We start from the raw sequence: 25,526 nt of genomic DNA, 5'->3' as shown, positions 1-25,526 counted from the left end.
TTACTCCTGATCGGTCATCAGACCAACACGAGTTGCACCTTGCTCTTTAACAATCTGAATCATGGCCACCACGGTGCCATAGTCCACACGATCATCACCGCGCACTAAAATTGCTCGATTAGGCGTTTGCGCCAGCATCGCGCCAACAGCATCTTTTAAGTCTGGCAAAGACACCTCACGGGTATCGCCATTCTCTTCAATGTAGTAACCCCCATCGGCCGAAATGCTAATGACCAAGGGCACATTGTTTTCATCTACGTCAATTTGTTCAGCGTCTACACGCGGTAACTCAATATCAATACCCGTGGTCAACATGGGTGCCGTGACCATAAAGATAATTAGCAATACCAGCATAACATCGATATAAGGCACCACATTCATATCAGACATGGGCTTGCGACGACGTCTAATATGCATTATTCAGTCCTCGCCCTAGGCGGTGCTGCATTCACTTCGCCAGTAGCAGGTTTCGCTGCAGTCGTTTGTGCAGCCGGTTTGGCTGCCGCTCGCGCCTGTTGCTCGCGCGCTTTCAACACATGTAACTGGCGGTGCAAGATGGCAGCAACTTCCTCGGCAAAGGTTTCATAATCCTGTGCCAAACGATCCGCTTGTGTCGAAAAGCGGTTATACGCAACCACCGCTGGGATCGCAGCGAACAAGCCCATCGCCGTGGCAATCAAGGCTTCGGCAATACCTGGCGCCACCGTAGCCAGCGTCGCTTGGCGAACCTCAGCTAAGCCTAAAAAAGCATTCATAATGCCCCAAACCGTACCCAGTAAGCCAATGTATGGTGCAGTTGAGCCTATGGTCGCCAAAAACGGTAGTTTGGCATCTAACTGTGACAGTTCTTTGTTAATGGCAACACGCATAGCGCGTTGAACGGCCACCATAATCGTCTCTTCGTCGGCTTTGGTTTGTTGGCGCAAACGTTGAAACTCACGAAAACCTGAGCGGAAAATTGCTTCACCTGCGCTTTCTTCTTCAGGTGGCGGCAACTGGCGATATTGTTGCGTCAGGTCTAAACCCGACCAAAAGCGCTCTTCAAATTCAGCAAATGAGCGATGGCTTGCAGCAAACAAACTGCGGCGTTCAAAAATGACGACCCAACTATAGATAGAGGAACCAACCAACAGCGCCATAACGAGTTGGACAAATAAACTGGCCTCTAAGATGAGCGACCAAATCGACATTGATTCAGACACGGTGGTACTCCGTTCACAAATTATCGCATTAGCGTAAATAAATTGACGGCAAGACGCTAGCCCGAAAGTAGCGATTGCAAAATATGTTCAGGCATCGTTCGTGGACGCTTGCTCACAGGATCGATACTGGCGATTGTAATTTGCGCTTGGCAAAGCAGCGTTTCGCCGCGCAACACCTGCTGATCGAAGACAGCAGACGCTCTTTTATGGCTTTTCAACGACAAGGTTACCGTTAGCTCATCATCCATTAATGCCGGTTTGAAATAACGAATTGACAGCTCAGTCACAACAAAGATCGCGCCTGCTTTTTCGGTTTCTGTGTGTTGATAACCATGACCACGCAGAAACTCAGTGCGCGCTCGCTCCATAAACTTTAAATAATTGCTGTGGTAAACAATGCCCCCAGCATCGGTATCCTCAATATAAACACGCACGGGTAATTCAAACATACTCAACCCTTGTAACCAGAAACCTGCCACTATAGCGAGCTGGTTTGATTGAGTACAGTTGTGCAACACAACCCTAAAAATTGGCCACTGAATGACAATGCCAATCGCCTCACAAACGCAAACAATTTATCTAGCGGCTAGATAATCTTGCGGTAATCTTTTTGCCATGAAACACCATCTACTCGCCTTCATTACATGGCTCGCCATTTTTGTGCAGCCGATATTGTGCGCCCAAGACGCGTTTGCTGGGCGCATAGTGATGTTGTGCGACCAATTTGGCGTTAGCGCAGAATTTATCGAAAGTGATACGCCTTACCTGCAAAACGCGTCGGACTGTCAATGTCCGAGCATCATTCACAGCGCCAACCCTAGTGATTTACTGCTTAGTGAGTTTTGGTCTCCACCCGTTCCACGGACGGAAGTACTAGTCACCCCGAGCACCTCAACTTACAGCAAATCACTCGCTCGCGCCCCACCTGCTGAATAATCCTCCGAAGCACGACATTTCCGCTGGGCAGCGGCAATTAAGATTATTTGTAGGGCAAAAAAATGATTTCCAATTCGCTAAAACTATGGCTTTGGCGCTGGCATGTTATTGCTGGCTTATTTGTATTACCGTTTATTATTCTGCTCGCGACAACGGGCGCTATTTATCTCTTTAAAGATCAGTATCGAGCCAATATTGAAGCCCCCATGTTGGCAACAACTGAAGGCGAACCACTGCCACTATCACAGCAGTTTGATATGGCCAATATGTTTAGCCAAAACCCACTAACCCATATTGAAGTGGCCGACGGGCAAGCAACCCACTTTTACAATGGCCGCTTTTCACCAAATGAATCAGTTTATGTAGACCCTGCAACTGGCGGGATTACCGGGCAGTACATCAGGTCGAACGACATAATGGAAACCATTCGTAATCTGCATGGTGAGCTATTAATGGGTGACTACGGCACCAAGGTGATCGAGTTGGTAGCCAGTTGGCTAGTGGTATTAATCATCACTGGCATTGTTGTGTTTTGGCCACGCAAGCAACCCATCCTAAACCTTGTAAGAGTGCGATTAAATAAAGGCAAACGCATAATGATGCGCGATTTACATGCTGTTTTAGGTTTCTGGATTAGCGCATTCTTACTGGTCATTATTGCTGGCGGCTTACCCTGGACCGACCTTTTTGGTGCAAACTTCCACAAATTGAAAGAGGCAACCAACTCAGGCTATCCAGCTACTTGGTTTAGTAGCCGCAGCTTGAACTCAACGGTTGCTGGCGAGGCACTCACACTGGATGAAATGTTTGCCATTGCACAAGCACAAGAGCTACCCGGCAAAGTGTATTTAGCACTGCCGCAAACAAGCGATAGTGTTTTTACTGTCAGCAATAGCGCCAAGCTCAGTGAGCAACAGGTCATGCACTTCGACCAGTATTCTGGGGAACTGCTGCTGCACCATACTTGGGACGAAGTAGGCATGCTTTCAGCTGGGCAACAAGTTGTTATGCGCCTACATCAAGGTGAATTTTTCGGCATTGCTAACTGGTTGATTGCACTCTTTACCTGCATTGCACTGGTAGCCTTAAGCCTTGCTGGCATCACGTCATATCTGATGCGCAAACCAAAGGGCAAACTTGGCCTACCTAAGCCACCGGCGAGCTTTCGAGTAGGCCTGGGTACATTAGTACTGATTGCAGCCCTAGGCTTAATCCTGCCAGCCTTTGGCATAAGCGTACTCATCATTGTGGTGGTTTCTTGGCTAAGCAGCTTGCGTAAACCAAGCGTTCGCGCCGCTTAAGAGGATAACCAATCTAGAATCACTCTGGCACCGGCAGCCCAAAATAGCGCCACGCTAGTTGGGTTGCTACCCGTCCGCGCGTGGTACGCATGATATAACCTTGCTGAATTAGATACGGCTCAACAACGTCTTCCAGCGTATCGCGCTCCTCACTCATTGCTGCCGACATATTATCAACGCCCACCGGGCCGCCTTGGAACTTGTGGACCAAGTTTTCTAAGTAACGACGATCTAACTCATCAAATCCAGATTGATCAACTGCGATCATGGTCAGCGCCGCATCGGCAATCTCCGCCGTTACTTCACCATTGCTTTTAACTTCGGCGTAATCTCGAACGCGGCGTAGCAAACGGTTGGCAATACGCGGCGTGCCGCGTGCTCGGCGAGCGACCTCGAGGGCGCCATCGGCATCCATTTGCACCCCTAATTGCGCGGCTGAGCGGGCTACGATTTTTGCCAAATCATCTACTGAGTAGAATTCTAGACGCTGTACAATGCCAAAACGGTCGCGCAATGGGGCGGTTAACAAACCAGCGCGAGTGGTGGCGCCTACTAGGGTAAAGGGTGGTAAATCAATCTTGATCGAACGTGACTCAGCGCCCTCGCCGATCACAATATCCAGCTGCCAGTCTTCCATTGCCGGATACAGCACTTCCTCTACATGTGGACTGAGGCGGTGGATCTCGTCGATAAACAGTACTTCGCCGCCCTCAAGCGAGGTTAACAAGGCCGCTAAGTCGCCGGCCTTTTCTAAAACTGGGCCAGAGCTGGTACGCAGAGGCACACCCATTTCATTGGCAACAATATGCGCCAAAGTGGTTTTACCAAGCCCGGGTGGGCCAAACACGAGCGTATGATCAAGTGCATCGCCACGGTTGCGCGCCGCTTGAATAAAGATTTCCATCTGTTCACGCACCACAGGCTGGCCTTCATAGTCAGCTAGCCGAGTTGGGCGCAGCGCCTTATCGAAATTGGCTTCCGACTGGCTTTTTGTTTCACCAGAAATAAATCGATTGCTCTCAATCATAGCTGCCCCTTACACCAGTGACCGCAGCGCGTCGCGAATCAATTGATCAGCGGTGGCATCCGGTGTCGCCACTTTATTAACTGCTTTTTCTGCTTGCGCGGCGCTATATCCCAATGCTTGCAAAGCTTGTACCGCATCGGCGCTATGTTCAGCGGTTTGCGCGCGCGGCGCACTGGCCAGTTCGAGTGCTGCATCTGGGCTTGCCCATTCACCCAAGCGGTCTGCTAGCTCAACAATCAAGCGCTCGGCGGTTTTTTTGCCCACGCCAGGAATCTTGGTAAGCATGGTAACTTGTTTATCGGTCACGGCTGCCGCTAGCCGATCGGGCTCAAGGCCTGACATAATCGCCAACGCCATTTTTGGTCCAACACCGTTTACCTTTACTAGCACGCGAAACAACTGGCGCTCGCGGTTATTACTAAAACCAAATAGCGTAATTGCATCTTCTCGCACTTGTGTGTGCACAGCCAGCGACACCTGCTCACCTAGGCTTGGAAGTTTAGCGATCGTCGACATTGGCGCTAAAACTTCGTACCCCACACCTTGTACATCAATGAGTAATTCCGGCATGCGGTTTGCGCGCAGTACGCCCGTTAGCTGACCAATCACAGTTATTCCCCTCGGTTTTCTTCTCGATAATGCACAGTATGCAAAAAGCGCGGCAGCGACAAGTGCCAATAAATGCCAGCGCTGCGAATACCAAAGCAGGTAACAATGGCTGCAATAATTGCCATGGTGTCCGTTAGGTAGCTAGTACCCAGCCAAAATACCACACCACCGGCTAGGGCTGGCGTGGCGTAAATATCGCGCTGAAAAATAAGCGGCACTTCATTACAGAATACGTCGCGCAAAATTCCACCAACAATACCAGAGCTCATACCCATGATAATGGCAATAAGCGGGTCGGCTCCATAGGCAAAGGCAACCTGCATGCCGGTGACAACAAACACCGCTAGCCCTAGCGCATCAGCATAGAGCAAGGTTTTTATGTGGATTTCAATGTACTTGTCGGCTATGAACGTTGCCGCCCCAGCAAAGAGTGCCACGTACATATAAATGGTTTGGTCCACCCAGGAGGCAGGCAGCCCCAGCACCAGGTTGCGCAAAGTACCGCCGCCAAGTGCTGTGACCACAGCAATGAACTGCACGCCAAAGAAGTCGAATCGAGCACGGCCCGCTTCTAATGCACCCGCCGCGGCAAACACTGCCACACCAAATAAGTCCAACCAAAAAACTACGGTCGACACTTCCAATATTTCGTTCATCTAGCCTCCACGGGAGCTTAACCCGTGCTGGTTTGTGGAGTCGGTGGGCAATACGATTTGCGCTCACCGCCTCCTAGATCTGTTGTCACCCATTAAGTGGGCGAGCCAATTAAGCGGCGCATTTTACACAAAGTTGCCATGCTAGTTGAACTAAATTGCAACCGCCGGCCAATGGAAGATGGATTATTGCGCAAGCCAGTACTCCACAGACAAATACCCCTCTTCTTCACTATTTTGCCCCTTGTTTTGCAAGGTAAAACCCAGCCTAAAGAAGAGCGGGCCTAGCGCTTTAGAAATCTTACAGACAAGATGGGTAATGCCATGCCTAGCTAGCTCATTCTGCACGTATTGAATAAGCTGAGATCCTATCCGCTGGCCCCGAAACTCGGGATCGGTTGCCAACTGGCTTAACTGTGCTGAGCTACCATCGATAAATACTGAAACAACAGCGACAAGCTGGTCATGCAGAAATGCAGCAAAGTGCAATGCATGCTCGTCACCTGTTTGCATGCAAGCAGCTGGTGATTCATCTGGGCAAAACACCTTCTGCCTAAGGTACATAACAACAGGGTGAGCGACTTGTTCTATAGTAATGTGCGAATGATCCATAGCGTTATCTCATGCCATAAAAAAAGGCACTCCGCTGCACGGAATGCCTTTTTTACAAGCGCTAATACTTATTGAAAGTCAGCATTGGTATAAACATTTTGCACGTCATCTAGGTCTTCAAGCATATCAATTAGCTTTTGAACCTTCTCTGCCACTTCACCCTCTACTGGTGCTTCAGTGCTTGGCACCATGGTCACTTCACCTTCTGGCGAGTATTGGCTTAGTGCATCGCGAACTGTTGCAAACTCGCTTGGCTCGCAACGAATTTCAAAGCTACCATCATCGTTAGTAATAACGTCTTCGGCACCCGCCTCCAGTGCTGCTTCCATGATTTCATCTTCGTCGCCAGATTCAATAAATAGCTGGCCAACATCAGAGAACAAATAGGCAACTGAGCCGTCAGTACCTAGGTTACCACCACACTTGGTAAAAGCGTGACGCACATCTGACACAGTACGGTTTTTATTGTCCGATAGACATTTAACGTAAACCGCCACACCACCTTGACCATAGCCTTCGTAGGTCATCGGCTGATAATCTTCGCCATCATTATTACCAGCGCCACGGGCCACGGCCTTATCAACCGTGTCTTTTTTCATGTTGTTCGATAACGCTTTATCGATGGCAGCACGCAGAGCTGGATTGTCGTCAGGGTTTGGGCCGCCATTGCGCGCAGCAACTACTAGCTCACGAATCAATTTAGTAAAAATTTTGCCGCGCTTGGCATCCTGCGCTGCTTTTTTGTGCTTAATGTTTGCCCACTTACTATGGCCAGCCATTTTTATTCTCCTAATCAGATCCAAAAAAGCCCCTATAAATAGAGGCTTTTTGAACTAAAACGCTCGATTACTTTTCTTCAGTAACAGGCTTTCTAACACGAATGTGTAGGTCACGTAATTGCTCTGGCGCAACCTCGCCTGGGGCATCTGTCATGACACAGGCAGCCGTTTGCGTTTTCGGGAACGCAATCACTTCACGAATCGACTCTGCACCAGTAATAAGCATTACTAGGCGATCTAGACCGAATGCCAAACCACCGTGCGGTGGCGCACCAAACTTCAATGCATCAAGCAAGAAGCCAAACTTCTCTTGCTGCTCAGCTTCATCGATGTTCAACACTTCAAATACCGTCTGCTGCATTGCTGGGTCGTGGATACGAATTGAACCACCACCTAGCTCAACACCGTTGAGCACCATATCGTAGGCACGCGACAGCGCTTTTTCAGGTGCTGCTTTGAGCGCTTCTGGTGAACAGCTTGGCGCAGTGAATGGGTGGTGCAATGCAGTTAGGTGACCTTCTTTTGTTTTCTCAAACATTGGGAAGTCAACAACCCACAGTGGCGCCCACTCTTGCGTGTATAGGTCTAGGTCAGCACCTAGCTTACAACGAAGTGCACCGAGTGCATCGTTGACGATGTTAGCCTTGTCGGCACCGAAGAAGATCAAGTCACCATCGTTCGCATCAAGGCGCTCTAGCAGGGCTTGGCGAACTTCCACTGGCAAGAACTTAACGATTGGCGACTGCAAACCGTTTTCTAGGTCAGACTTGTCGTTCACCTTGATATAAGCTAGGCCTTTGGCGCCATAGATGCCAACAAACTTGGTGTAGTCATCAATTTGCTTACGAGTCAGTTCAGAACCTTTTGGTAGCAGCAAAGTAGCAACACGGCCGTCGTCATCTTTAGCCGGGCCTGAGAATACTTTAAATTCTACTTCACCCATTAGGTCATCAACCGACACAAGCTCTAGCGGGATACGTAGGTCTGGTTTGTCCGAGCCGTACTTTTCCATCGCTTCCGAAAATGGCATGTGCTGGAACTCACCAAATTCTACGCCTAGCGTGTCTTTGAAAATGCCGCGGATCATGGTTTCAGTCATGCCCATGATGTCTTCTTCGTTAACAAAAGACGCTTCCATATCAATCTGAGTAAACTCAGGCTGACGGTCGGCACGCAAGTCCTCGTCGCGGAAGCACTTAGCAATTTGATAATAACGATCGAAACCAGACACCATCAACAGCTGTTTAAAGAGCTGCGGTGACTGTGGCAGCGCAAAAAACTCACCTGCGTGCGTACGTGACGGCACTAGGTAGTCACGTGCACCCTCTGGGGTAGCGCGCGTTAGAATCGGCGTTTCAATATCTAGGAAACCCTGTGCTTCTAGGTGCTTGCGTACCGATGAAGTAATTTTCGAACGCAAGATCAACTTCTCTTGCATTTCGGTACGACGCAAATCTAAGTAGCGATACTTCAAACGTACGTCTTCACCAACTGGCGAGTAGTTGTCTAGCGGGAACGCAGGCGTTTGCGAAGCGCTTAGCACTTCAATCTCTTTGCCTAGCACCTCAATTTCGCCAGTGCGCATATTTGGATTAACCGTGCCCTCAGGGCGCGGGCGAACACGACCAGTAATGCGCACCACATATTCACTGCGTACACGATCAGCAGTATTGAATACATCTTCCACGTCTGGATCGAAAACAACCTGTACCAAGCCTTCACGATCTCGAACGTCTAAGAAAATCACCCCGCCGTGGTCACGACGACGATGTACCCAACCGCAAAAAGTAACGGTCTCTTCGACTTGAGCGCTAGTCAATTCTCCGCAATAGTGTGTACGCATAGTTAATCCGTTTGTTTTATAGTGATTTTGGGTTGACCCAATTTAATAAGGCGCAAATTATACGCGCAAATTCGTTTGAGATAAGCCCCATGATGTCACGAACTGTGTTTTTCTTCGTTTTATTGCTGTTTACAGGCTTGGTTCACGCCAGTCAACCTGACAGTGCGCGCAGCAATCAAGCACTGATCGAAGCGCTTAGCAACGCCGTGCAAGACTCAAGCAGCTTTCCAGACAAATATGATGCCATGGTGTGGTATGCCGACATGTCTGGCCGCCTGCAACGTTACAAATACATGCGCGATCATGAGGAGCGACTTGAATTTCTGCGTTTAGTTCATGCCGAAGCGGCACGCGTTGAGCTGCCAGCTGAACTTATTTTATCAGTTATCCATGTTGAGAGCTTGTTTGATCAATACGCGGTATCACGGGCCGGTGCGCTAGGCTTAATGCAAATTATGCCATTCTGGCTCGAGGAATTGGGGCGTCCAGATGACAACCTATTTGATGTCGCCACCAATCTTAGGTACGGCACCACTATTCTAAAGCACTATTTAGAAATTGAAGACGGTGACTTAACGCGCGCACTGGCTCGCTACAACGGTTCGCTTGGCAAAACCTGGTATCCAGAGCGTGTTATGGATAGATGGGATCGATTTTGGCAGTACTAGCACTTAATTACTAGAATCGCGGTAACAAAAACCAATCACACCAGCAAGCAAACCAATTGCTTCGCAGCAATCATTTAATCCTACCAAATTGACACATGTTGGGGTTTTCCAGCAGAAATACTAGAAAAAATGGCAATGTAATTTGCATGCAGAGCATTCAGCAAGCATAATTTAGCGTGACCATTCTAATAACCTTTACAACAATCCGGAAACCAACATGAGTCACAGCAACGCTTCGGCATTGGAACATCCGACTTACGACTATGATGTCGTTCGGAAGTTTACAATCGCGACGGTAATATGGGGCATTGTCGGCATGGCAGTCGGCGTACTCATCGCCGCTTACCTGACCTGGCCTGAATTAAACATGGTATTGGGCAATGCCATGAACGCATTTATCGGCGACAGCATCGGCGTCGATTTCCGTCAATTCTTCCACTTTGGTCGTTTGCGACCACTGCATACGAACGCAGTGATCTTCGCCTTTGGTGGATCAGCATTAATGGCCACTTCATTTTATGTAGTGCAGCGCACGAGTCAGGTTCGTTTGGCTTTTGCGCCGCTAGTGCCATTTGTTTTTTGGGGTTGGCAACTAGTTATTCTATCGGCGGTTATCACTCTGCCAATGGGCTGGACTAGCTCAAAAGAATATGCCGAGCTTGAATGGCCAATTGATATCTTAATCACCTTTGTCTGGGTGGCGTATATTGCAGTATTTGTTGGCACCATTCGACGCCGCAAAACCAAGCACATCTACGTTGGTAACTGGTTCTACCTAGCGTTCATGATCGTCATCGCGATTTTGCACCTAGTGAACAACGCCGAAATCCCAGTAACCATTGGCAAGTCTTATTCTGCTTACGCAGGTACGGTAGATGCCATGGTGCAATGGTGGTACGGCCACAATGCTGTAGGCTTCTTATTAACAGCTGGTTTCTTGGGCATGATGTACTACTTCGTACCTAAGCAAGCTGAACGACCAATTTACTCTTACCGCTTATCAATTGTTCACTTCTGGGCATTGATCTCAGTATACATGTGGGCCGGTGGCCACCACTTGCATTACTCTACCCTACCGGACTGGGCACAGAATGCTGGCATGGTGATGTCTCTGATCCTGCTTGCACCAAGCTGGGGTGGCATGATCAACGGTATGATGACGCTATCTGGCGCTTGGCATAAGCTGCGTACCGACCCTATCTTGCGCTTCCTCGTTGTGTCGTTGTCGTTCTACGGCATGTCGACGTTCGAAGGCCCAATGATGTCGATCAAGACAGTGAATGCCTTGTCGCATAATACAGACTGGACAATCGGTCACGTACACTCAGGTGCGCTGGGCTGGGTTGCAATGATTACCATTGGTTCGCTTTATCACATGATCCCTCGTTTATGGGGTCGTGAAGCTATGTGGTCGACCAAGTTGATTAACGTTCACTTCTGGTTGGCAACAGTTGGCACAGTTTTCTACATTGTTGCAATGTGGGTGAATGGCATTATGCAAGGTTTAATGTGGCGCGCAGTATCAGCTGACGGCACCCTCGCATACAGCTTTGTTCAAGCAGTGGATCGTAGCTTCTTCGGCTATGCGCTTCGCACCTTAGGTGGCGCCATCTTCTTAGTTGGCATGGGCCTAATGGCATACAACTTCTGGCGCACAGTGAAAGAACCTGTGACTTCTGAAGCGTCAGCGAACGCAGCAGCATAATAAGGAGCGATCAATGCAACACGAAAAGGTAGAAAAGAACCTTGGCTTGATGACGATTCTTATCGTCATCGCCGTAAGCTTTGGTGGTTTGGTTGAGATCGTACCGCTGTTTTTCATCAAAGACACCACTGAACCAACAGCAAGCCTAGAACCATACAGTGCGACCGAATTAGCCGGTCGCGATATTTACATCCGTGAAGGTTGTAACGTTTGCCACACTCAGATGATTCGTCCTTTGCGTGCTGAAGTAGAACGTTATGGCCACTACTCTGTTGCTGGTGAGTACTACTACGACTACCCACATTTATGGGGCTCGAAGCGTACAGGTCCAGACTTGCATCGTGTAGGCGGCCGTTACAGTGACGAATGGCATAAACAACACTTGTACGATCCGCGCTCAGTTGTGCCGGAATCAAACATGCCTGCCTTCCCATGGTTGTTTGAGCAGACAATCGATGGCGAAGTGGTCGCTAAGAAAATGGCAGCACTAGACCGTTGGACTAACGTGTCTTACACCGAAGCAGAACTTGCTGGTGCCGCCGCTGAAGTAGACGGTGTGCGTGAAATCGACGCATTGGTAGCCTACTTGCAGCGACTAGGTTCAGGCTTGGAGCGTCAATAATGGATATTAACGATTGGCGCGGCGTTGCCGTAATCACCTGCTTGATTGCATTTTTAACGATTGTCTTCTGGGCTTACAGTAAGAAGAACAAAGCACGCTTCGACGAAGCGGCGAACGTCATCTTCGAGGATGAGGATGAAGACAAAAAGCCGGCCAATCGTGAAAAGCGGAGTAACGACTGATGGAATTATTTAGTTTTTGGAGCCTCTGGATCATTGTGATCACAGTTGGCTTGATGATTGGCTTGGTTGTATTGGTACAAGCCACTCGCAACATGAATACCGGCAAAGAAGACTCGGAGCTAATGGGTCACGAGTTTGACGGTATCGAGGAGTACAATAACCCGCTACCTAAATGGTGGCTGTGGCTATTCTTTGGCACCATTATTTTTGGTTTTGTTTATATCCTGCAATACCCACTGGGTGGCTGGAAAGGCATTTGGGGCTGGACTTCTATTAACCAACTAGAAGAAGAGCAAGCAGCCCATGCTGAAATTTATGGTGAAATTTTTGAGCGCTACGCTGAAATGCCAGTAGAAGCGTTATTAAACGAACCACAAGCACTCGCTATGGGTGGCCAAATCTTCGAAAACAACTGTGCAATTTGCCATGGGAAAAACGCGCAAGGTGCTTCGGATGGCCTTTATGGCTACCCGAACCTAACGGATAACGATTGGCTTTATGGCGAGGTCGTTGATGCAAATGGCAACGTGACGCGCACTCTGCCGGAATCGATCAAGCTTACCCTGATCTATGGCATCCGTGCGCAAGAAGCGCCAGCCGAAATTGGCGGCTATCCACAAATGGCGGCTTACCAAGAACAGTATGGTGAAATTGCTATCAACCAACTGGCTCACTATGTGGCAAGCCTTTCTGGTGCCGAGCACGACGCCGAGCTTGCAGGTTTAGGTGAAAGCATTTACCAAAATGGTGTGTGTGCTGCTTGTCATGGTAAAGAAGGTAAAGGTGGTTTTGGTATTCCAAACCTAACCGATGACATCTGGCTGTACCGCGAAGCAGACGCAACGTTAATTGAAAACATTCGCTTCACACTGCGCCACGGCCGTGCCGGCGTTATGCCAGCTTGGCAGGAAATTCTCGGCGACGAGAAAATCCACTTGCTGACAGCTTATGTTTACTCATTGAGCCAAGAGCAACAGCCTTAATAACTTGCGGGCACTTGCTAAAGTGCCCATTATTTAGGTAACGAGTATAGGGTTGGGGCCCACCCCAACCTCCCTTCTATTTATCAGCACATGAGGTGATTCATGTCTGACGATCGCATTGCCGCGGTACAAGTCGACCCGCAATCGACTGACTTATATGCCAGCCGAGAAAAGATTTACGTACGCCGAGTAAAAGGCTTATACCGAGCCCTTCGCCTTTATGGTGGCGCTTTCTTATTCGCCCTTTATTTTGGCGTCGTTTGGCTACAGTGGAATGGGCGGCAAGCCGTTTGGTTTGACCTACCTAGCCGCGAGTTTCATATTTTTGGCTTAACTTTGTGGCCACAAGACTTCACGCTATTAACTTTTGCCCTAATTATTTGCGCATTTGGTTTGTTCTTTATCACTGTATTCGCAGGCCGGGTGTGGTGTGGTTATGCCTGCCCGCAAAGTGTTTGGACATGGATCTACATGTTCATCGAAGAGAAAACGGAAGGCCCGCGCAATGTTCGCATTCGCCAAGACAAGCAAAAATTAACGCAAAAACTACTAGCACAGCGCACCGCCAAACACGTTTTATGGCTAATCGTGGCCTTGGCAACGGCCATTACTTTCGTTGGTTATTTTGCGCCCATTCGTGAACTAATCCCGAACTTGTTTACGCTGCAAATATCTGGCTGGGCGGCGTTTTGGTTATTTTTCTTCACAGCTGCAACCTATATCAACGCTGGCTGGATGCGCGAACAGGTGTGCATTTATATGTGCCCTTATGCACGCTTCCAGTCAGTGATGTTCGACGCCGACACACTTGTGGTGTCTTATGACAAAAACCGTGGCGAACCAAGAGGTTCGCGCAAGCGTGGCGTAGAAGTAAGCGATAAGGGCGATTGTATCGATTGCCAAATATGTGTGCAGGTTTGCCCAACAGGGATCGATATCCGCAATGGCTTGCAGTACGAGTGCATCACCTGCGCGGCCTGTATTGATGCGTGCGACGATGTAATGAACAAAATGGGCTATGAGCCAGGCTTGATTCGTTACACCACAGAAAACGCCCTCAATGGCAAACCAACTAAAATCCTGCGTCCACGTTTATTTGGCTATGGTGCCTTAATGGTGCTGATGATCGGCATACTAGCCGCCTGGATAAGCTTGCGCGTACCATTAGATATTGATGTCATGCGTGAACGCGACCAGTTAAGCCGCGTACTATCGGATGGCCGTATTGAGAATGTGTACACCTTGCAATTGCTTAATATGACTGAGCGCCCACAAACGGTAAACTTGCTAATAGAATCAGATATAGAGATTTCGTTTATTGGGCCAACAACGCTAACGCTTGATGGCAGCGCCAACCAAACACTGCCAGTGCGCTTGGTAGCAGAGGGTGATGACATCACGCTACCTGTACATGACGTCGATTTTATTATGTCACTCGCCGATGACCCTGATACATCGGTGAAACAAGAGAGCCGATTTATTGGCCGGAGTAATTTGTAATGACAGAAAACAAGCCAACCCCGGGCTACAAAAGCCCATACATGTGGATGGTGTTAATACCGGTTATGGCGTCCGTTGTCGCGGGCACAACCTTCCTTATAGCGTCGATTGTGTCTTGGGATGGCGTTGTAGTAGACAACTATTACAAAGACGGGCGTTCTTATGAGATGCGCCAAGACGAAGACTACGCGGCAAGACAAATGGGCTTGAGTGCTCTAATGCTTCAACAAGGCGACAACCTACTGGTGCAAGTCAATGGTGAAATCAACAGCCTGCCAAAAGAGTTAAAGCTGTATGTGATTCACCCGACTAAATCTGATTTTGACCAGCGCATCGACTTTACCTTGCAAGAAGGCAACCGCTACCTGGCCAATACCGAAATCACAGCATTTGAAGGCAGCCGCATCCTACAGCTACAACCATTTGAAGCAGAGCAGATGTGGCGTGTTCATGGCAACTTAGAACGATGGCCGTCAAGCATTCCGGTTAACCTGACGCCAGCTATCTGGCAATGAGTCAGTGCGTTCACTGCGGCGAGCCAGCAGAAGCTGGCCGCTTCCCAGTTACGCTTGACCAAAAAGTGCAGGACGCCTGCTGCCCCGGCTGCCAAGCAGCCGCAAGCTTAATTGGCGACAGCAGTGACTTAAGCAACTACTACCGTTTTCGCGATAAGTTCTCACCGCGTGCAACCACACTAACCGCCAAGCAAATTAGCGCCATAGCACGCTATGACCAAGACGAAATTCAAAGTGACTTTGTCGACATCGGTGAGCAACAGCGCCACGCGACGTTTTTAGTCGACGGTATTAGCTGTGCTGCCTGCGTTTGGCTAATCGAGAAGCGCCTGCAGCAGTTTGATGGCGTTATGGATGTACAGGTCAACTTAAGCACTCAACGCATGCAGCTTACTTGGCGTAGCGAACAGCCTCTTTCGCAACTGTTACGAGCCGTCTTCGAACTCGGTTACACCGCTAGACCCTATCGCCACAGCGAGGCACAGGCACAACTAGAGCGCACGCACCGCCAATACCTCATACGCTTAGGTGTTTCGGCCATAGGCATGATGCAGGTAATGATGAATGCCGTGGTACTTTACAGTGGTGGCATTGCAGGCGCCGATAAATCCTTTGTTAACTGGGCGAGCTTGGTGCTAACGATCCCTGTGATCATTATAAGTGCCGGGCCTTTTTTCACTAATGCTTGGCGTGGTATTCGCACACGTAAATTAGGTATGGATGTCCCCGTATCCTTGGCAATCGGCTTAGCGTTTGGTGCTTCGATATGGGCAACGTTCAAAGGCTCGGGCGAGACCTACTATGAATCCGTTGCTATGTTTACCTGCTTCTTGCTCATTGGCCGCTACTTAGAATTCAGGGCTCGGTTGGCGTTTGGCGAATCAGGCAATGTGTTAGACCCTAGCTTACCAGAAGCCATTGTTCGTATTCAGGGCGACAACCGCGAAGAGGTGCTAGTGAAGCAACTTCGCCAAGGTGACTTGATTAGCATCCCTGCAGGGCAAACCATTCCAGTAGATGGCCGCATTATTGAAGGCAGTAGTGAGGTTGACCAAGCTTCCTTTACCGGTGAATCAATTCCAGTGGCTGTTGAGCCGGGCAGCAAAGTTGCCGCAGGCACCATTAACCGTGCTCAACACTTACTCATTGAGGTTGAGCACACAGGTGCCGATACGCAGTTATCCCTGCTCCATCGACTGGTAGATCAAGCGAGCAGCAACCGGCCACATATCGCGCAAGTGGCTGATAAAGTCGCTTCTTACTTTGTGGTAGTGGTACTAGTTGTTTGCTCTATTACCGCCGTAGCATGGTATTTCATTGACCCTAGCCATGCGTTCTGGGTGGCGCTGTCTGTACTAGTGGTTACCTGCCCTTGTGCGTTAGGCCTCGCCACACCCACAGCACTGACCGCAGCCACCACACGACTACGACGCAAGGCTATCCTGCTTACCAAGGGCACCACGCTCGAGGCGCTTGAGTCAGTGTCATGTATTGCCTTTGACAAAACAGGCACGCTAACTGATGGGCAGTTGTCGTTAACCGACATTAGCATCATCGACCCAGCGTACAACGAGCAAACACTCACAAACATGGCAGCAGCGATTGAGCGTGGCCAATCCCACCCGATTGCCGAAGCACTAGCCGATAAAGGCAACCCAAACCAACACTGTGAAGACATCGAACTAAAAGCCGGTTTAGGCCTAACTGCTTATTGGCAAGGCGAGCCCATCACTTTTGGCAAGCCAGCTTTGGCTGGTCTATCAATTGACTCACCTGATGATAGTGCTTCTTGGCACTTGCTAACGCTAGCAGGCAACCCGCTTGCTTGGTTTGCCTTTGATGACAACTTACGCCCAGAAGCCAAACAAGCCGTGGCAACATTAGGGAGCGACCGCTGCTTTATTCTAAGTGGTGACCAGAGTAAGCGCGTGGCAAAAATCGCCAATGAATTGGGTATTACCCAATTTTATGGTGACTTAACGCCTCAGGATAAAATTGCCAAACTGCGCGAGTTAAGCCAAGCACAAGCAGTGATGATGGTAGGCGATGGTCTTAACGACGCACCAGTGCTCGCCAGCGCTCATGTTTCAGTCGCCATGAGTAATGCCGTCGATCTGGCCAAACAGCAATCCGATGTGGTTTTGTTGCAAGCTAATCTTAACCAGTTACCCGAACTGCTCACCACAGCCAAACGCTGCAAGCGCACGATAAAACAAAACCTAACTATTTCTTTGGTTTATAACCTACTGGCATTGCCGGCAGCCGTGGCAGGCTTAGTGCCACCATGGCTTGCTGCCATTGGCATGTCGCTAAGCTCAGTAGTGGTGGTAAGTAACGCTATGCGCATGCGGAGAAAAGCATGACCATTATTCTTTTATTGATTCCCATTAGTCTGATTTTTTTATCAGTAGCGATTGCTGGCCTCATTTGGGCGATCAAATCAGGCCAGTATGATGACCTGGATTCACCGAGCCATATGATTTTGTATGACGACGATGAAGACCTGATTCCACCGGAAGCAAAACAAAACAAAGACACACCACCGAAAGACGAGCAGTAACCATGTCTGCCGCTGTATTTGCTGCGTTTATATCTGGTCTGTCTGGCGCCGCACATTGCCTAGGCATGTGTGGTGGCTTGGCTGCAACCCTTGGGTTAAATGGCAGACCGATCTTAGCGATCAACTATCAAGTTGGCCGAGTATTTACCTATAGTGTTCTGGGCCTAATTATTGGCCTGATTGGCAGCCTATTCGCGATTCAAGACCTACTCTGGTTGCGCGGCTTTGCTGGCGTATTAATGCTGCTCATGGCGGCCTACTTATTAGAATGGAAAGCAGGCCTACTATGGCTGGAGCGCTTAGGTGGTAAAGCCGTTTTTAATCGACTGCGTCCCTACGCCAGCCGCTTTTCGGTACCAAGGTCTGGCTCACAAGCACTTATAGCTGGTGCTTTTTGGGGCTTATTGCCGTGCGGGCTAGTGTATTCCATGCTGGCCTTAGCGGTTAGTCAAGCCACCCCAATTGGTAGCATGGCTGTCATGTTTTCTTTCGGTTTTGGCACCATTCCTGCCATGCTTGCGACTACCCTAGCAGGCGGTCATGTGATAAAACTGCTGCAATCTAAAGGCTATCGACGAATCGCTGCAGCCAGTGTGGCAGCGCTTGGTGTGTATACGCTTTGGCCGGTCATTCAACAGATCAACCTAGTGGTAAGCTAATGTCTTCGCAATTTGAAATTGAACAATATATTCACGCTATTCCTGACTTCCCAGAGCCAGGCGTCGTATTTCGTGACCTCAGCCCACTTTTTGCCAACCCTAAAGCACTTCGCATCTGCATTGACCGCTACCTAGAGCGTTATATCGACTGGGATCTAGATGCGGTGGTTGCCATTGATGCCCGCGGTTTCATCGTGGGCAGCATTCTCGCATGGGAGTTAAAGAAGCCACTCATCATGGTTCGCAAAGCGGGCAAACTTCCAGGTGAGTGCGAACAAGCTAGTTACAGTATGGAATACGGCAGCCGAACGGTAGAAATGCAGAAAGCTTCTCTGAAAGCTGGCGATAATATATTACTATTTGACGACCTTTTGGCGACAGGCGGCACAGTAATGGCTGCCACCACACTCATTACATCGCTTGGCGCTAAGGTTGCTGAAGTGGCAGCACTCGTTGACTTGCCCGATTTAGGCGGCAGCAGTAAGCTCACTAGCGCCGGAATTAGCACATTTTCTTTGGTTGCTTACGCAGAATCTTAAAGTGTCATTTTTAGTTCATTGAAAAATGGATTAGAATAATACGTAGAGAAATTGATTTAGGTTCATTGGTATGCACCTAAAGCGTAAATAATTGAGGTAGGCGTGTCGACCGTCAAAAGTAAAACTGAGTTTAATAAGCTGCAAAAGCGCCTTCGTCGCTTAACAGGGCAAGCCATCGCTGACTACAACATGATTGAAGACGGCGACAAAATCATGGTTTGTTTGTCGGGGGGCAAAGACTCTTACACCATGCTGCATGTGTTGCAAAGTTTGCAGCGCAGCGCGCCGGTGTCTTTTGAGCTGGTGGCGGTTAACCTAGACCAAAAACAGCCTGGCTTTCCTGAAGACGTTTTACCGACCTACCTAAAATCGCAAAATGTACCCTATTACATTTTAGAGCGTGATACCTATTCACTGGTAACAGAAACCGTACCAGAAGGTAAAACGACCTGTGGTATCTGTTCGCGCCTGCGCCGTTCAACTATTTATGCGTTTGCCGATGAAATAGGTGCTAACAAGGTTGCACTAGGCCATCACCGCGATGACATCATTGAAACGCTGTTTCTCAACATGTTCTACGGCGGCAAGCTTAAAGCTATGCCACCCAAGCTCTTAGCTGATAGCCAGAGCAACGTCGTTATTCGCCCACTCTCTTATGTGAAAGAGTCGGACATTGCCGCTTTTGCGAAGCATCTCGAGTTCCCGATCATTCCATGTAACCTGTGTGGCAGCCAAGAGAACCTACAACGTCAAGCGATCAAACAAATGCTTGGCGAATGGGATAAGCAACACCCGGGGCGGATTGAAACCATCTTCCGCGCATTACAAAATGTTGCACCATCGCAGCTTGCCGATAGCGAACTATTTAACTTCGCCGATCTGCGAGCGAATGCGATCCCAATGGTAAATCAGTCACACGATTCAAGTTACCACCCCATGGCACATACAAAAGTGAATGCCTGGGTACCGGAAGGAGAATCGGAGTCTAGCGCTGAGCCTTTGTGGCAGGAGGCCTGAGTATGGCTCTGATGGAGGAAAAATTATGGGCTTAACCACAGCTTGCAAGACCTGTAGCTTGCACCCACTATGCTTACCGCTGTCATTGGATGACAACGAAATTGACAAGCTCGACAATATCATTCGTCGCGGTCGTCCAATTCGTAAAGGTGAGCACCTTTTTCACCAGGGCGATAAGTTCTCAGCGGTCTACGCTGTTCGCACCGGCACGCTTAAAACGTATACGCTCACGAGCGATGGTGAAGAGCAAATCACCGGCTTTCACCTAGCCAGTGAAATCATTGGTTTAAACGCCTACGACTTAGATGAGTACCCGGCATCAGCAAAAGCGTTAGAAACCACTAACGTTTGCGAAATCCCGATTGATCGCTTAGATGAACTGTCGGGCGACTTACCTGAACTTCGCCGTCAGTTAATGCGGATGATGGGCAAAGAGCTGCGCGCGGATGAGCGCATGATGTTATTGCTTTCGAAGAAAACAGCCGAAGAGCGCTTATCATCATTTTTATTATCGCTTTCTCAGCGTTTTGCGCGCCGTGGTTTTTCAGGCACAACTTTCCGCTTAACCATGTCTCGCGCCGATATGGCGAACTATCTAGGCTTAGCTGTTGAAACGGTTTCACGCGTGTTTACCCGCTTCCAAAAGCAGGGGTTAATCGATTTGCTTGGTAACGCCAAAGAAATCAATATCACTGATATGGATGGTTTGACCAAAGCCGCCGCACTAACGGCTGGTGAGCGCACCGAAATGCTAATTTGCGCGTGCAAGTAAAGCACAACCTGCCGACATAAAAACTAGCCCAAGCCTTGCTTGGGCTTTTTTTGTCTATTGGACTGATTCAACCACTCCATTGCGCCAAGTCAATTGGCGCTTGCGATAAGTAGCTATGCTTAACTCATTGCTACTTATCACTGGAGCTGAATTATGTATTTAGACACTGTTGTTATCGCTGGCTTAGCCGTTGTGGCGGCAACCTGTTTATTCTTTGGTGGCTTTGTTTACGCCATTCGGCGCGATATCAAAATGCATCAAGACAAAGAAAAATAATCATCGTATAGCGATTGCTGCGCGCGCATCCGGCTGGTCACGAAGCGGATGATGCGCCCTGCTATGGTTTGCTCGCCGGGTATATTATCCGGCAATGCATGGATATCGAACCATTTTACATGGTTCATTTCATCTGGATCAGCAACTATTTCGCTATCGCGATACTCGGCGGCATAGGCCATCATCAGTTGCTGTGGGAACGGCCAACTTTGACTACCAAGGTACCGGCAACGACCGATATCCGCGCCCGTTTCCTCTTTTAACTCGCGTACTAGTGCTTGCTCGGCCGACTCTCCTGCTTCGATAAAACCAGCAAAACAAGCATACATGCCATTTTTATGCTTTTTCGCCTGCCCAAGTAACACTCGCTGATTGTCGTAATCGGTCAAGATACTAATGATACAAGGGTTCAAGCGCGGGTAATGTCGCTGATCGCATTGCGGGCACAATAAAAACTGCTCATTAGGCGTGGTTTGCAGGTTGTTTTCGGTGCCACAAAAGCCGCAAAAGCGCATTTGTGTTTGCCAGTACAATAACTGTCGAGCTCTGGCATACATGGCCAAATCATCTGGGGCTAAGAATCTCGCCTCCACAGGTGGCACAAGCTCGCAGCCTTCTGGGCAAGCATCCACCTCTACAGCACTAATCTCAATACCCGGCCATAAAGGCAGCTGTTTATGAATATTAACCGATCGTACACTTGGCAATACAATGCCAACTGGCGACTGAACCAGCTGGTCTTTTACAAATGCTATATACAAATTAGTTCCTTGCTCAGCTAAGCGGCAGTTTTAATAGCACCGCTTCTTCTTCAATGGTTTCGCTAAAACCAAAATGTTTCGCCAACCCACGCATAGGGCGGTTTTCTGGCATCACCTCAGCCAACAATTCATCACATTCGCGCTCGGCAGCAAAGTTCTTCATTCTACGCATTAAAGCCTTAGCAAGCCCCCTTCCCTTGTACGCCGGCGCCACCATGATAGAGAACTCCATGGTGTTGTAATTAACATCAGTCCAAGTGCGCACCTCGCCTGCCACTTGACCTGATTGGCTGAATGCTAAAAATGCCATTTCCCGTTCGTAGTCAATTTGGCACATCGAGGCCAGCTCTCGATGCTGAAAATTAATACGTGAGCCAAAAAACCGGAATCTAAGATCTTGTGGTGTCATACTGTCGAAGAACTGCTTTAACTGGGGTTCATCCTCAGCTCGTATTGGCCGCACCTGCAGTTGCTCACCGTCTATTTCCATCGTCGATACTAACTCTTGAGGGTATGGCGTCACGACCGGCAACTCTGGCTCCCCTAGGCTAAGCGACACACCAAGTGCGGTAAGGCCTTCTTCTGGGCGTAATAAAAAATTAACCTCCAGTAAGCGTATCGTTGGCACATCTATGATCATTTGAGAGATACGCATTAACGCACCAACCAGATACCCTTGATCTTTACTCAATTGTTTCGAACGCTCGCGCAACACACTCCACGCGTGTGATGACTCAATCAACTGCCGCGCCAACTCGCTGTTCAGTGGTGGAAAGGCAAACTGTCGATCGGCCAAGATATCCGCCGCCGAGCCGCCTTCACCAAATAACACCAAAGGCCCATAAACCGGGTCACGTGTAATCCCCATACAGAACTGCATAGAGTCTAATCGCCGCAGCATCGGCTGAACGGCAAAACCCAGCGTTTGACTATTTGGGAAGCGCTCAGCTTTTTCGTTAATCAAGCGTTTGCCCGCCACTTGCAGCGCATCCGAGTCCGCTAGCTCAATGGCAACACCGCGCCAGCGTTTACTCGGGTCTTCCGGGTAGTTGAATGGATAGCAGGCTTCGGTATGAACTAAGCGCAACGCACAAGGGTATTGGTAGACTTCATCAACTAGTGGTTCAAACTGCTCACTAAACCGACTCTCGATTACTTTTAAACCGTAAGCTTCCAGCACATCACGAGCTTCTAGCCAAGTAAGGTAATCACGACCGGATTTTTCTACTTTGGCAACTAGCGAGCGCACCCTCTGCCGTGCTTGGCGAGTGTTAAGCTCCATAGTGGATGGCGTTTGGCGCAGTAGGTTTTGGTTTCGCTCATGCGCCACCAGAGTCATAAAGGCATCCACGGCCTCGTTTGGCGAGTCATAAGTTAGCAAGCCCTTTTCGGCAAACAGCTCTTTTGCCGCATCTACCGTCGCATGGCCCGTCCAGCAAGTTAGCACACTGTGATACAAACGTTTTATAACCGGCGCTAACGCCTCGGCTAAATCGGCCGATTGTGAGCGCTTATTCGGCGCATGGATCAATAGAATGCCACCGACTTGTGGATCTTGATCGAGTTTTTTCAGTACCTGAATGATCTCATCGGCATCCGCATCTGGGCGCAAAATAATCGGGTTGCCGCCGGTTTCATCGGCGTACCAAAACGCCTCACCAAAGCGCTCAGCAATCACACTGGTATCAGCGAGCTCGCCATGCAGCGCTTTCAGGCGCTGCTCTGCCAGTATGGCTGGGCCTAGGCCATTGCAAACAATGACTAACTTGCCACCATAAAGTGGCTTAGCACGCGCCAGCGTTTCCAAACCATTAAACAAGCCGTCCATATTATCGACCGATAAAACACCCGCACGGGCAAAAAATGCGTCATCTAACCCATCACGTGTGCGCAAACCAGGCGCAGGCTGTTCATCAGCGGTGGTTTTTATCGCTAATACGTTTTTGGTTCTCGAAGCCGAGCGCAACACGGTCATAAAACGTCGCGCATTGATGATTTTTTCTACGTGCAGCAACATCGACTTCACTCGCCGGTCGGCAGCTAGGTAGTCAATGGCTTCGGAGGCATTGATATCGGCACGCTCGCCTACGGTTAAAAAGTGTGAAAAACCAATCGACTGGCCATAAGCCCAATCGAGTAGTGATGCACCCAGCGACGCGCTCTGACCAATAAACGCTGTGTTGCCCCGCAATATCGGCACGTGACTAAAGCTAACATTGAGCCCCTCGTCTGGTACCAATACGCCCATGCAGTTTGGGCCTAGGAGTCGAATGCCTAGCTTATTGGCGTGCTCGTTTAGTTTCTCAACATAAACCGCCCCCTCGGATAAGCGCCGCGCGATGCCGCCTGTTAGGATAATCGCTGCTTTTGTGCCGTGAGAGGCAATCTCTTTCAACGCGCGCAGAATGCCCTGCTGTGGGATACAAATCACCGCCAGATCGACATGTTCTTTAATGTCGTACATGGTTTTCACACAGGGGTAGCCTTGCACATCGTCGTAACCCTTGCGGTTGACTGCCCACACCCGGCCTTGGTAGCCAGCTGACTTCAGGTTTTCAATGACCAGTGCGCCCATCGATAACGGTCGATTTGAACCGCCAATCACGGCGATCGAGTTAGGGTGGAAGAAAGCATCAAGTTGCGGCATTAAAACTTCCTTAGTCGCTCAGGGGTGGTCGTTGGCTGTTTCTGTCAATATACTCGTATATTGAATAACAACAACTATAGTCAACTCTATGACCGAAACGGCGTTTATCTACCACCCAGAATGTGACCTACATCAGCCAGGGCCTGCCCATCCAGAACACCCCGCACGTGTTCAGGCGATTATGCGTCACCTCAAAAATATTGGCTTAACAGACAAGTTGCTAATGGAACAGGTGGCTGATCGCGCTAGCTACAACGATGTATTAAGAGTTCACCATCCAAAACATATCGACCAAGTCGACCGCCTAAAACCCGAGCACGGCTGTATTCAAGTGGAAGGTGATACCTGGGTGAGCCCTGGGTCATTGGATGCCATTTATCTAGCTGCTGGTGCCGGCGTGATGGCAGCAAAGGACATTATGGCTGGCTACTACAAGCGTGCTTTCTGCTGTGTGCGCCCACCTGGGCACCATGCCGAAGTGGACCGGGTGATGGGGTTTTGCTTCTTTAACAACATCGCCGTGGCCGCTCAGTTACTGCGCCACGAATATGGCCTAAACAAGGTTGCTATTCTTGATTTTGATGTGCACCACGGCAATGGTACGGCCAGCATTTTTCAAAATATTCCAGATGTACTGTTTTGCTCAAGCTTTCAGTCACCGCACTACCCAGAGCGTTTTACCCATTTAGACAAACCCAATATGGTGTTTACCCGCCTACCCGCTGGTAGCGATAGCCATACAGTCAAACGTGTTTGGTTAGACGACTGGCTGCCTGCCCTAGAAAAGCATCAGCCTGAGATCATTTTAATTTGCGCCGGTTTTGATGCCCACACGGCCGACCCGATGGCTGATTTAGGTTGGCATAGCGAAGACTACTACTGGCTCACCCGCCAGATAGTAGAGTTTGCCGAAAAGCACTGTGATGGACGCATTATTTCCATGCTCGAAGGTGGTTATCACCTGCAAGCCCTGTCTGTCTGCGTAGAGAAGCACCTGCTGGCGTTAAGTGATTTGCCTTATGATTGGAAGCCAGACTAAGGCGGTACCCCAACTGTCTACATGGCCCGACACGCTGCAGGGATCTAGTTACAGAGGCTGAGGATTTAACTAACATCAAAAGAATCGTAGGTCGTACAAACCATAGGTTTGGGCGACTG

28 protein-coding genes are annotated in these 25,526 nt (G+C 49.3%); 17 read left to right on the top strand and 11 right to left on the bottom strand.

The genetic code is table 11. The annotated features are described in order from the left end of the window. From tolR to ybgC, 3 genes are read right to left on the bottom strand one after another with little or no spacing between them, the layout of a single operon-like run. Positions 1–417 (bottom strand): protein TolR, encoded by a 417-nt coding sequence (gene tolR, locus DUW71_RS11470; RefSeq protein ID WP_119395395.1) that lies wholly within the window; start codon positions 415–417, stop codon positions 1–3. Further along, positions 417–1,202, bottom strand: coding sequence for a protein TolQ (gene tolQ, locus DUW71_RS11465; RefSeq protein WP_325048584.1), 786 nt, complete (start codon positions 1,200–1,202; stop codon positions 417–419). Before tolQ ends, tolR begins: the two co-directional genes overlap by 1 nt. 56 nt (positions 1,203–1,258) lie before the next feature. Continuing rightward, positions 1,259–1,651 carry a tol-pal system-associated acyl-CoA thioesterase gene (ybgC, locus tag DUW71_RS11460; protein ID WP_119395393.1) on the bottom strand — a complete coding sequence of 131 codons (393 nt, stop codon included), beginning with the start codon at positions 1,649–1,651 and terminating at the stop codon, positions 1,259–1,261. A 166-nt stretch (positions 1,652–1,817) separates the two neighbouring features. Between ybgC and DUW71_RS11455 the strand changes: the two genes are divergently transcribed. Continuing rightward, positions 1,818–2,138 carry a hypothetical protein gene (locus DUW71_RS11455; protein WP_119395392.1) on the top strand — a complete coding sequence of 107 codons (321 nt, stop codon included), beginning with the start codon at positions 1,818–1,820 and terminating at the stop codon, positions 2,136–2,138. Between the two features lie 62 nt (positions 2,139–2,200). Continuing rightward, the gene (locus tag DUW71_RS11450) at positions 2,201–3,439 is read left to right on the top strand and encodes a PepSY-associated TM helix domain-containing protein (RefSeq protein ID WP_119395391.1); all 1,239 of its coding nucleotides are present in this window, start codon (positions 2,201–2,203) and stop codon (positions 3,437–3,439) included. Positions 3,440–3,458: 19 nt separating this feature from the next. Here DUW71_RS11450 and ruvB read toward each other — a convergent pair whose 3' ends face one another. The 6 genes from ruvB to aspS form a co-directional block, all read right to left on the bottom strand. After that, positions 3,459–4,466, bottom strand: coding sequence for a Holliday junction branch migration DNA helicase RuvB (gene ruvB / locus DUW71_RS11445; RefSeq protein ID WP_119395390.1), 1,008 nt, complete (start codon positions 4,464–4,466; stop codon positions 3,459–3,461). Positions 4,467–4,475: 9 nt separating this feature from the next. Next, positions 4,476–5,075 carry a Holliday junction branch migration protein RuvA gene (gene ruvA / locus DUW71_RS11440; protein ID WP_119395389.1) on the bottom strand — a complete coding sequence of 200 codons (600 nt, stop codon included), beginning with the start codon at positions 5,073–5,075 and terminating at the stop codon, positions 4,476–4,478. 2 nt (positions 5,076–5,077) lie between these two features. Beyond that, complete coding sequence (locus tag DUW71_RS11435) at positions 5,078–5,731, bottom strand: trimeric intracellular cation channel family protein (protein WP_119395388.1); 654 nt, start codon at positions 5,729–5,731, stop codon at positions 5,078–5,080. Positions 5,732–5,914: 183 nt separating this feature from the next. Further along, positions 5,915–6,340 carry a GNAT family N-acetyltransferase gene (locus DUW71_RS11430; RefSeq protein ID WP_119395387.1) on the bottom strand — a complete coding sequence of 142 codons (426 nt, stop codon included), beginning with the start codon at positions 6,338–6,340 and terminating at the stop codon, positions 5,915–5,917. 68 nt (positions 6,341–6,408) lie between these two features. Beyond that, complete coding sequence (locus tag DUW71_RS11425; protein WP_119395386.1) at positions 6,409–7,119, bottom strand: YebC/PmpR family DNA-binding transcriptional regulator; 711 nt, start codon at positions 7,117–7,119, stop codon at positions 6,409–6,411. Between the two features lie 67 nt (positions 7,120–7,186). Further along, positions 7,187–8,962 (bottom strand): aspartate--tRNA ligase, encoded by a 1,776-nt coding sequence (aspS, locus tag DUW71_RS11420; protein ID WP_119395385.1) that lies wholly within the window; start codon positions 8,960–8,962, stop codon positions 7,187–7,189. A gap of 89 nt (positions 8,963–9,051) precedes the next feature. Here aspS and DUW71_RS11415 point away from each other — a divergent pair, with 89 nt between their 5' ends. From DUW71_RS11415 to ccoM, 14 genes are all read left to right on the top strand, one after another. Next, positions 9,052–9,630 (top strand): lytic transglycosylase domain-containing protein, encoded by a 579-nt coding sequence (locus DUW71_RS11415; RefSeq protein ID WP_199671210.1) that lies wholly within the window; start codon positions 9,052–9,054, stop codon positions 9,628–9,630. 217 nt (positions 9,631–9,847) lie between these two features. After that, positions 9,848–11,335 carry a cytochrome-c oxidase, cbb3-type subunit I gene (gene ccoN, locus DUW71_RS11410; RefSeq protein WP_119395383.1) on the top strand — a complete coding sequence of 496 codons (1,488 nt, stop codon included), beginning with the start codon at positions 9,848–9,850 and terminating at the stop codon, positions 11,333–11,335. A 13-nt stretch (positions 11,336–11,348) separates the two neighbouring features. Further along, on the top strand, positions 11,349–11,957 hold the full coding sequence (gene ccoO, locus DUW71_RS11405; RefSeq protein ID WP_119395382.1) for a cytochrome-c oxidase, cbb3-type subunit II: 609 nt from the start codon (positions 11,349–11,351) through the stop codon (positions 11,955–11,957). Further along, positions 11,957–12,139, top strand: a complete 183-nt coding sequence (locus tag DUW71_RS11400) for a cbb3-type cytochrome oxidase subunit 3 (protein WP_119395381.1) — start codon at positions 11,957–11,959, stop codon at positions 12,137–12,139. The genes ccoO and DUW71_RS11400 overlap by 1 nt, the downstream gene beginning before the upstream one ends. Then, on the top strand, positions 12,139–13,122 hold the full coding sequence (gene ccoP / locus DUW71_RS11395) for a cytochrome-c oxidase, cbb3-type subunit III (protein ID WP_119395380.1): 984 nt from the start codon (positions 12,139–12,141) through the stop codon (positions 13,120–13,122). The genes DUW71_RS11400 and ccoP overlap by 1 nt, the downstream gene beginning before the upstream one ends. A gap of 102 nt (positions 13,123–13,224) precedes the next feature. Then, positions 13,225–14,622 (top strand): cytochrome c oxidase accessory protein CcoG, encoded by a 1,398-nt coding sequence (gene ccoG / locus DUW71_RS11390; protein ID WP_119395379.1) that lies wholly within the window; start codon positions 13,225–13,227, stop codon positions 14,620–14,622. Next, positions 14,622–15,137, top strand: a complete 516-nt coding sequence (locus tag DUW71_RS11385; protein WP_119395378.1) for a FixH family protein — start codon at positions 14,622–14,624, stop codon at positions 15,135–15,137. The genes ccoG and DUW71_RS11385 overlap by 1 nt, the downstream gene beginning before the upstream one ends. Beyond that, positions 15,134–17,500, top strand: a complete 2,367-nt coding sequence (locus DUW71_RS11380; protein WP_119395377.1) for a heavy metal translocating P-type ATPase — start codon at positions 15,134–15,136, stop codon at positions 17,498–17,500. The genes DUW71_RS11385 and DUW71_RS11380 overlap by 4 nt, the downstream gene beginning before the upstream one ends. Beyond that, complete coding sequence (gene ccoS, locus DUW71_RS11375) at positions 17,497–17,697, top strand: cbb3-type cytochrome oxidase assembly protein CcoS (protein WP_119395376.1); 201 nt, start codon at positions 17,497–17,499, stop codon at positions 17,695–17,697. Before DUW71_RS11380 ends, ccoS begins: the two co-directional genes overlap by 4 nt. A 2-nt stretch (positions 17,698–17,699) precedes the next feature. Further along, positions 17,700–18,356: a sulfite exporter TauE/SafE family protein gene (locus DUW71_RS11370; protein WP_119395375.1), complete on the top strand. Its 657-nt coding sequence runs from the start codon at positions 17,700–17,702 to the stop codon at positions 18,354–18,356. Continuing rightward, positions 18,356–18,895 carry an adenine phosphoribosyltransferase gene (locus DUW71_RS11365; protein ID WP_119395374.1) on the top strand — a complete coding sequence of 180 codons (540 nt, stop codon included), beginning with the start codon at positions 18,356–18,358 and terminating at the stop codon, positions 18,893–18,895. The genes DUW71_RS11370 and DUW71_RS11365 overlap by 1 nt, the downstream gene beginning before the upstream one ends. A gap of 102 nt (positions 18,896–18,997) precedes the next feature. Then, the gene (ttcA, locus tag DUW71_RS11360; RefSeq protein WP_119395373.1) at positions 18,998–19,912 is read left to right on the top strand and encodes a tRNA 2-thiocytidine(32) synthetase TtcA; all 915 of its coding nucleotides are present in this window, start codon (positions 18,998–19,000) and stop codon (positions 19,910–19,912) included. Positions 19,913–19,937: 25 nt separating this feature from the next. After that, complete coding sequence (gene fnr, locus DUW71_RS11355) at positions 19,938–20,684, top strand: fumarate/nitrate reduction transcriptional regulator Fnr (RefSeq protein ID WP_119395372.1); 747 nt, start codon at positions 19,938–19,940, stop codon at positions 20,682–20,684. Between the two features lie 153 nt (positions 20,685–20,837). Next, positions 20,838–20,960 carry a cytochrome c oxidase subunit CcoM gene (gene ccoM / locus DUW71_RS17955; RefSeq protein ID WP_267896663.1) on the top strand — a complete coding sequence of 41 codons (123 nt, stop codon included), beginning with the start codon at positions 20,838–20,840 and terminating at the stop codon, positions 20,958–20,960. Here the strand turns inward: ccoM and nudC are convergent. Together nudC and DUW71_RS11345 are read right to left on the bottom strand one after the other, a co-directional pair. Continuing rightward, entirely contained in the window at positions 20,942–21,721 is a 780-nt protein-coding gene (gene nudC / locus DUW71_RS11350; protein ID WP_119395371.1) for an NAD(+) diphosphatase, read from the bottom strand. The two genes, ccoM and nudC, sit on opposite strands and share 19 nt — an antisense overlap. 13 nt (positions 21,722–21,734) lie before the next feature. Further along, positions 21,735–24,368, bottom strand: a complete 2,634-nt coding sequence (locus tag DUW71_RS11345) for a bifunctional acetate--CoA ligase family protein/GNAT family N-acetyltransferase (protein ID WP_119395370.1) — start codon at positions 24,366–24,368, stop codon at positions 21,735–21,737. 88 nt (positions 24,369–24,456) lie between these two features. Between DUW71_RS11345 and DUW71_RS11340 the strand changes: the two genes are divergently transcribed. Beyond that, complete coding sequence (locus tag DUW71_RS11340) at positions 24,457–25,407, top strand: histone deacetylase family protein (protein ID WP_119395369.1); 951 nt, start codon at positions 24,457–24,459, stop codon at positions 25,405–25,407. The last annotated feature ends 119 nt before the right edge of the window (positions 25,408–25,526 follow it).

Source organism: Salinibius halmophilus (assembly GCF_003577475.1).
GTDB classification, from domain to species: domain Bacteria; phylum Pseudomonadota; class Gammaproteobacteria; order Pseudomonadales; family Natronospirillaceae; genus Salinibius; species Salinibius halmophilus.
Note: the sequence above shows the minus strand (reverse complement) of the source record. Positions and strands in the feature narration are given on the sequence as shown.